9 protein-coding genes are annotated in these 6,828 nt (G+C 68.1%); 1 reads left to right on the top strand and 8 read right to left on the bottom strand.

Translation table 11 applies throughout. From position 1 onward, the window contains the following. Positions 1 to 150: 150 nt before the first annotated feature. The 4 genes from CGZ93_RS10505 to CGZ93_RS10490 all read right to left on the bottom strand — a co-directional run bounded on the left by CGZ93_RS10505 (position 151) and on the right by CGZ93_RS10490 (position 3,097). Entirely contained in the window at positions 151 to 1,254 is a 1,104-nt protein-coding gene (locus CGZ93_RS10505; protein WP_094364099.1) for a toprim domain-containing protein, read from the bottom strand. Between the two features lie 499 nt (positions 1,255 to 1,753). Further along, positions 1,754 to 2,176, bottom strand: coding sequence for a single-stranded DNA-binding protein (locus CGZ93_RS10500; RefSeq protein ID WP_094364098.1), 423 nt, complete (start codon positions 2,174 to 2,176; stop codon positions 1,754 to 1,756). 105 nt (positions 2,177 to 2,281) lie between these two features. After that, positions 2,282 to 2,578 carry a hypothetical protein gene (locus CGZ93_RS10495; protein WP_094364097.1) on the bottom strand — a complete coding sequence of 99 codons (297 nt, stop codon included), beginning with the start codon at positions 2,576 to 2,578 and terminating at the stop codon, positions 2,282 to 2,284. An 81-nt stretch (positions 2,579 to 2,659) separates the two neighbouring features. After that, positions 2,660 to 3,097 carry a hypothetical protein gene (locus CGZ93_RS10490; RefSeq protein WP_094364096.1) on the bottom strand — a complete coding sequence of 146 codons (438 nt, stop codon included), beginning with the start codon at positions 3,095 to 3,097 and terminating at the stop codon, positions 2,660 to 2,662. Positions 3,098 to 3,277: 180 nt separating this feature from the next. Here CGZ93_RS10490 and CGZ93_RS10485 point away from each other — a divergent pair, with 180 nt between their 5' ends. Next, the gene (locus tag CGZ93_RS10485; RefSeq protein ID WP_094364095.1) at positions 3,278 to 3,511 is read left to right on the top strand and encodes a hypothetical protein; all 234 of its coding nucleotides are present in this window, start codon (positions 3,278 to 3,280) and stop codon (positions 3,509 to 3,511) included. 358 nt (positions 3,512 to 3,869) lie between these two features. Here CGZ93_RS10485 and CGZ93_RS10475 read toward each other — a convergent pair whose 3' ends face one another. From CGZ93_RS10475 to CGZ93_RS10460, 4 genes are read right to left on the bottom strand one after another with little or no spacing between them, the layout of a single operon-like run. Then, entirely contained in the window at positions 3,870 to 4,166 is a 297-nt protein-coding gene (locus CGZ93_RS10475; protein WP_094364093.1) for a hypothetical protein, read from the bottom strand. Further along, entirely contained in the window at positions 4,166 to 4,423 is a 258-nt protein-coding gene (locus CGZ93_RS10470; protein ID WP_094364092.1) for a hypothetical protein, read from the bottom strand. Before CGZ93_RS10470 ends, CGZ93_RS10475 begins: the two co-directional genes overlap by 1 nt. Further along, the gene (locus CGZ93_RS10465) at positions 4,420 to 5,196 is read right to left on the bottom strand and encodes a ParA family protein (RefSeq protein ID WP_176451727.1); all 777 of its coding nucleotides are present in this window, start codon (positions 5,194 to 5,196) and stop codon (positions 4,420 to 4,422) included. Before CGZ93_RS10465 ends, CGZ93_RS10470 begins: the two co-directional genes overlap by 4 nt. After that, positions 5,193 to 6,605: a ParB/RepB/Spo0J family partition protein gene (locus CGZ93_RS10460; RefSeq protein ID WP_094364090.1), complete on the bottom strand. Its 1,413-nt coding sequence runs from the start codon at positions 6,603 to 6,605 to the stop codon at positions 5,193 to 5,195. The genes CGZ93_RS10465 and CGZ93_RS10460 overlap by 4 nt, the downstream gene beginning before the upstream one ends. Positions 6,606 to 6,828: the final 223 nt, after the last annotated feature.

Below are 6,828 nucleotides of genomic sequence, written 5' to 3'. Positions count from 1 at the left end.
CGCGGTCCTCGGCATCGCCGGCCGCAGCCGGGCTCGGTGGGCTCATGCCCACCAGTGTGTCGGTCATCATGACTCCTCTCGCCCATCCGGGCGGTAGAGCCACTTACACCGTTCCTGCGACAGTCCCGGCTTGGTCGTCCCAGCCCTGGCTCAGTGTCGTAGGACACGCGGCGCCGTGGTGGTTGGCGCGTAGTAGCTAGGGGGTCTGGCCCGAGGAGTTGCGTCTCGGGGCGATGTTGCCCGTGGCGATGGCCCGTCGGGCGACAGCTTGGGGGCTGAGTTCGCGATGTGGTCGATGACGATCTGTTGCACGGCCGGTCGGTCCAGTCCGAGCCGCTGGGCGAGGTGGTCGACGTAGTGCTGGCGGGTCGAGGTGTGCAGACGGTCCCAGTCGGTGGCGATCAGGTGTTGGGCAGCCGCCACGGCGCGCACCGCGTGGTCGCTGGCATGGATGCCGGCGGTGCGGATCTCGGCCACCAACTCGGCCAGCGGGCGAGCGGTCACCAACCGACGCCGTAGATCTCCCCCGCGACCAACCTGGACCAGGTCAGCGGGGTCTTGGCCTGGCGGAAGTTCGACCACCAGCAGTTGCCTGCCGCCGAATCCTGGCCGTTCGGTGAGTCGTTCCCAGGCGTGCAGGCTGGCTTGTCGGCCTGGCTCGTCGCCGTCGAAGGCCACCGCGACCGGGCCGCGGTGACGGGCGTAGAGCTGGTCGATGTGCTCATCAGTGAGTCCGGTGCCGCAGGGGCTTGCGGCGTAGCAGTGGATGCGCTCGCTGGCGGTGGCGATTGCGGCCACATCGGCGGCCCCCTCGCACAAGATGGGCAGCGCGCTGGGACTGGGCTCGATGCCGCGGGCATCGGTGAGCAGAGTCGTATTTTTCTGCCACAGCGCGGTGGTGGCGGTGTTGATCCATTTCGGCCCCTCGCCCCCCTCGGCGCGGCGGGCGGTGAAGGCCACCGGGCCGGCGGCGTCGGTGATGGTGACCGTCAGCCGGTCGCGGAGCGCGTCGATCCAGGTTCCGACGCTGCTCCGGCGGCTGATTCCGGCCGCCTGCAGCGTCGCCATCTCGAAGCCTTGGGCGCGCAGGTGGTCGGTGGTGGTCGACCAACCGGCTGGTGCGTACCCGAAGCGCAGTACCGTCGCCGGCAGGCGGCGATCGGTGAGCATGTTGGCGGCCCAGCTACCGCTGAGCTGATCATGATAGAAGTCCTCAGCCGCCACGATCGCGGCCCTGATGTGCGTGTGCTCCATCGTGCACCCCTTCCCTGGTGCCCATGGAGAGATGTCCTAGACTTGGAATCCGCATTGCACTATGCGCGGATAATGGGGTTGTCGTGTCGTTGATCCCTCATGACATCTCATCCGGAGGCGGCCCGGTGGAGAGACCCACTCCATACAAGCCGGGCCGCCTCATTGCGTCTATTCAAGTGCGTGGTGATCTCAGTCCTCCCGGGGCACGGCCCGAAGCTCGATCGGCGGCCAGCTGCCCGCGGGGTATAGCGTCGCTCTGCGCTGGCGGTAGATAGCGGTGCGGTCAGCACGTGGGTGGCCGCGCGGGCGACGAATAGGGCGACCGCCTCCTGAACTTCCTGGGGTGTCTTGGCGATGGCACCGCGACTGCGGCCCAGTCCGTCCTCGCGCACTGAAAGCGACTCCACCATGGTGGTGTCCTTCACCGAGGTCGCAGTGAGTGCGACCAACGTCGTCGCCGCCGATGCTCAGGAGGTGCTTGTAGGAGGTGGTCGTGGCCTCACCCATGGGCGTGCTCACCCCCATCCCCTGCGTCAGCGCTAGCGGTGGCCTCGGTGGTTTGCGGAGCTCGTTCGACGGGTTTGCGGATGGTGACGGTGCGGCGGTCGAGGGGGACGGCGAGGGTTTCGGCGCGAACTTTGGTCGCGGTGCGGGTCTCGCCGTTCTTGTCCTGGAACTCCTCGGTGATCACTCGCCCGACCACGAGGATCGGGTCGCTGTTGCGGAAGCTTTCATCGGCGTTGAGGGCGAGGTCTCCTGAGGCGGTCACGTCCCACCAAGTGGGAGTCGCATCGACCCATTCGTCTCCGCGCTTGACCCGTCGGTTCACGGCGACGCGAAGTTTGAGCCAGGGTTTGCCGGCCTCGTTGAACTTCAGCTCAGGATCCCGGCCGAGGTGGCCGGTGAAGTGGATGGTGTGCATGGTGTCCTTTCTCGAGGGGGTTTCGGTTGAAAGCGTACGGTGGCGCGGTCTTGGTCAGCAGTCGTTTGGACGACCGTGTCGGGCGCTTCCGTGGAAGCGCTCGGGTCAGGCTGGGTAGGGATAGTGGTGGTGCCGGGGGCAGTCGCGGGTGAGCGCTGCGCGGGGGCAGATGGTGCCGTCGCTGTGGGCGGGCCAGGCGTGGGCGCTGCTGGGCTCGCAGATCGGGCAGGTGTCCTGCTCGCGGGTGTGGATGAGGTCCACTCCCCCGGTGGTGCAGTTCTCGCAGTCGATGCTGTCGCGGCGGTGGGCCTCGTCGTGGGTGAACTCGATGGGTTGGCCGCAGTTGCTGCAGGGGGCGTTGAGGGTCACGGTCTCGATGCCCAAGGGGTCGTAGACGGCCATGGCGGGCTCCTTCGTGTGTGGATTGGGGACCCGAGGGCGGGGGTTTGGTGACCTGCCCGCCCTCGGGCACGTGTGGGGTGGTCAGCAGCTGCGGTGGTCCTGGCAGTGCATGAGGTGGCCGTAGTCGCGGTCGGCGGCACTGTCGGCCCAGCCGTCGGACCATTCGTGCCAGTAGGCGGGGTGCATGCTCTGGGCTTCGCCGGTGTCGAGGTCGTCGTAGATCTCTGCAGCGGCCCAGCCTGCGTGGTAGTGCTCGCGGGCCTCGGCGGTCTGGTAGCGGGCCCGGTAGGGGGTGAGGTGTTCATCGCGCACCGGGCGGGGGTTGCCGAGTGGCAGGACGGCGTCCTCGGGTAGCGGGAGGACCACCCCGGGCAGGATCACCACGATGCGGCCGCATCGTTGGTGGTCGAAGTCGGCCTCGTACGAGCCGGGCTGCAGGTGGTGGCCGGCCCGCTCGATCGGCCCGTCGAAGGCGGGGCTGCCGTACGGATCATCGGGGTTGGTGACGGTGACGTGCATGGTGATCCCTCTCGGTCGGCGGGGGGGTGGCGGACCCATCGCCGATCCCCCGTGCTGGACTACGTCCAGAATAAACGATAGCGTTTATTCTGGTCAAGGGTTTGCTAGGATTTTTCGATAGCGTTTTGTGGAGGGTGCCGAGTGGCAGAGGACGAGAGTCGGCGGCGGGGTCGACCTGCCGTGGGACCTGCCTTCTTGGTGCGCTTTTCTCCCGAGCTGTTGCAACGGGTGGATGCCGAGGCGGCCGAGGTGGGGGTCAAGCGGCCGGAGTGGCTGCGGCGTGCGGCTTCGGCGGTGCTGGACCCGGATGGGTGGCGACCGGCGGTGGTGAATGAGGACCAGGCGGCCGGGGTTGAGGCGGCTATTGCCGCACTGCGGGCCGCGGTGAGGGATCCGGATCGTTTCGAGGGTTGACCCGGGCGCCGGGGCGTTAGGCCTTGGTGAGTCGGTCTTGGCGGATCCAGGCCAGCTGTGGGTCGTGGTCTTCGACCAGGACGACCCGGCCCCACCAGGTGCGGTCTCCGGCTTGTTTCCAGCCGATGAGCAAGGCTGCGTGGTCGCCATCGATCCAGACATGGCAGGGCTTGCGCTGCTGCGGTGTCGCAGGCTGGGTGGGACCGGGATCGTCTCCGCGGCGGCGGGCCTCGTTTTGGCGTGTGTGTGCCACCCGTTCGCTGAGCGTGGGGCGGTCAGCCCGCCAGGTACCCATGACTGTTCAGCCTAGGCGGTGGCTCTGACGAGCCCACCTCTCCCCTGCCCCACGGGGTCGTGGCTAGATGAGGCGGGGTTCGTCGTGGCGGGCGACGTCTTCGGCGAGTGCGATGAGGCGGGCGAGATAGGTGGCGGTCTCGGCCCAGTCTTGGATCTGTTGCCAGTGGCGCCATGCCTGATCGGTGTCGGTGTTGAGCGGGGTTCCGGCGTCGTCGACGGGTCCGGTGGGCCAGTCTTTGGCGATGGCGGCGACCTTGTGGGTGCAGCTGATGGCGGCGGCCCGTTCGTCGGGGGTGGTGCGGCGCATCAGCCGGGTGGTGAGCTCGTCCAGGACGGCGGGGTCGGTGCCGGGTTTCATCAGGGCTCCTGTTCGGTGGGGTGGGTACGCCGGCGTGGGCGCCCGGCGTCGAGGCCGCCGGCGGGCGGGGGCCAGGGTTGGCCCTCGTTGTAGCGGTTCTCCATGCTCTGGACCCAGTGGGTGAGGGCTTCGTCCACGGCTTCGCGGAGGGTGAAGCTGGGGTCGCGGCTGTGTTTGAGGGCGTCGACGGCGGCGTCGACGCGGACTTTCAGGTCGGCGCGGATGCGTACGGCGAGTTGGCGGGTGCGGGAGGTCACAGCACCCCCTTGGCGATGAGGTCGTCTCGGACGGCCCGCAGATCGCGGGTCACGGCCGCGCTGGGGGCGAACACCGGGACGGGCTGGCGGGCGTCGTAGGCGTTCAGCACCAACTCCGACCAGCGCACCGTAGGGGTGACCAGCTCGCCGAATGCTTCGCGGATGTTCGCCAGGTGGGATTGTGCGGAGTTGTTTCGCGAGGGCGGCTGGACCGCGCAGGGCACCACGGCGGAGAAGCGGACCGCCAGCCCGTAGAGGCCGGCGAACTCGGTCACCAGGTCTTCGACCTCGACCAATCCCTTGGATTCCTTGCCGGCCGCGAAGGTGGTGGAGATGACGTGGTCGGCCGCGCAGACCGCAGCGATCGTGATGCGGGCGGTGGCATCACCGGGGCAGTCGATGACGATCAGGTCCACCTCGGGGGCGGTGTCGGTGAGGACTTGGCGCAGCCTCATGTCGGCCCCGCGGCGCTGGGAGAACTCAGCGAGGGTTTCGCTCATGGCGGGGTTGGCGGGCACGAGTTGGACCCCGCTGGCAGTATCCACGGTGGCCTCGGCGAGGGTGGCGCGGCCGGTGAGGACGTGCCCGATCCCGGGCTGGTCGGGATGTGGCTCGACTCCCAGCACGAGGGTGCCGTCGGATTGGGGGTCGGCGTCAATGAACAGCACCCGTTGGCCGCGCTCGGCCTCGAGGGCGGCGAGGGCGTCGGCGATGGTCGACTTGCCGGAGGATCCGGCGGCGGTGCAGATGGTGAGGATCGTGGGTGTGGTCACGTGCGGTCTCCGTCGGTCTGGGGTGCTTCCGTGGAAGCATCGGTGGTGGGCGCTTCCGTGGAAGCACTCCCCTGCTCGGCGCGGTCTTTGGTCCGCTGTGCGGCCTCGGAGGTGGTGCTGTAGGTGCAGGCACGCAGGTCGGAGATGACCGGCAGCAGGGCCGCCACGGTGATCCGATCGGCTTCGGTAAGCCCTTCCAGCCAGGCGCGGTAGGGGAAGTTGCCGCGCCGCTCTTCCGTAGTCCAGGCGTCGGCGTCGTAGGCTGGGCCGATTCCTCGGTCTCGCAGCATCTTCCACGCTTCGACGCCTTCATCGACGCTCATCCGGTCCACGATCCACGCGGCGAATTCGCTCGTTCGATCCTGGGAGGTCTGGTAGTCGCTGAGGTGGTCCCCGATCCACCGATCCACCCCGGCGCGCAGTTGCTTCATCACCGCGCGTGTCTCGGCGGCCTTGTCGATGCTTTCGCTGGCGGCCGAACTGCGCTCAAGGCGGGAGTCGCCGTACTGGATCCGGGCCGATCCCTCGTTGCGGGCCAGGATCAGGGTGCCGGCCTTTCGTGCGGCCGTGATCTCCTTCTCGTTCCCGGTGATCAGCTGGTAGTACGGCACATCACGGACCTCGGTGCCGCCCTTGGCCAACTCCTTCTCCAGCGCCACGGCACCAGCACGGTCGTCGGCGATCCACTGGGCGGCGCGGGTGATGGCGTATTCGCCGATGTTGTCTTGGTTGCGATCGGCACGCTCGAGCACGGCGCGCTGTTCGGCGGCGGGCACCTCAGCGAGTGCGTACGCAGCATTGATTTCCAGTCGGGAGCCGAGTCCCTCGAGGATCTCGGGGTCGACCTGGGTGAGCTTCAGTCGCTTCGCGATGTGCCCCGGGCTGCGGCCGACCAAGGCGGCGATCCGGCGCTGGGGCAGGCCAGCATCCGCCATGGCCTGGTACTGGCGAGCTTCTTGGAGGGGGCTGAGCCCTTGGCGCAGTCCGTTCTCGGCCGAGGCCACCGCGTGGGAGAGCCCTGGGGTGGCCAGATCGTCGCGGACCACGACCGGGGCTTCGCTCAGTCCCGCTGCGCGGGCGGCGAGGATGCGGCGTTCACCGGCAAGGAGGACCCACTCCCCCGGCTCCACGTCCACCTCGGGTCGCTCGGCAAGGTAGGCGGCCCTGCTGCACACCAGAAGGGCTTGGAGGATGCCCACCTCCTTGATGGACTCGGTGAGGTCGGAGACGTCCTCCACGCGGCCTTCGCTGGGGTTCTCCGGGTTGCGGGCGATCTGGTCGAGTGCGATGAGCTGGTGGCCTTGGTCGGCGGCCCTGGCGGCCATCAGCCCAGCGGCCATCCCGTTCCGTCGGGTGCCGGTGCCTCGGCGCAGTTGGGTCGGGGCGACCTTTGCTGCTGCTTTCGCCATGATGTGATCCCTTCCTTGCGGCTCGTATTCCTAGTATTACATAATGCTAGGAATAGCGCAAGCATTTCAAGGGGTGTGTCGTGCCAGCGCTTCCATGGAAGCACAGACCGGATGTGGGGTGAGGTTAGGGCGCCTTGGGGGTGGTGTCGCTCATACCTTCAGGCTAGGGAACCACGCCGATGCGCATCGTCGAAACAGGAGAGTTCTCAGGGCACGGCGTGTG

Origin of the sequence: Enemella dayhoffiae, assembly GCF_002250625.1 — a bacterium.
GTDB lineage: Bacteria > Actinomycetota > Actinomycetes > Propionibacteriales > Propionibacteriaceae > Enemella > Enemella dayhoffiae.
The sequence above is the reverse complement of the archived record's forward strand: the minus strand, read 5'-3'. Positions and strand labels throughout refer to the sequence as shown.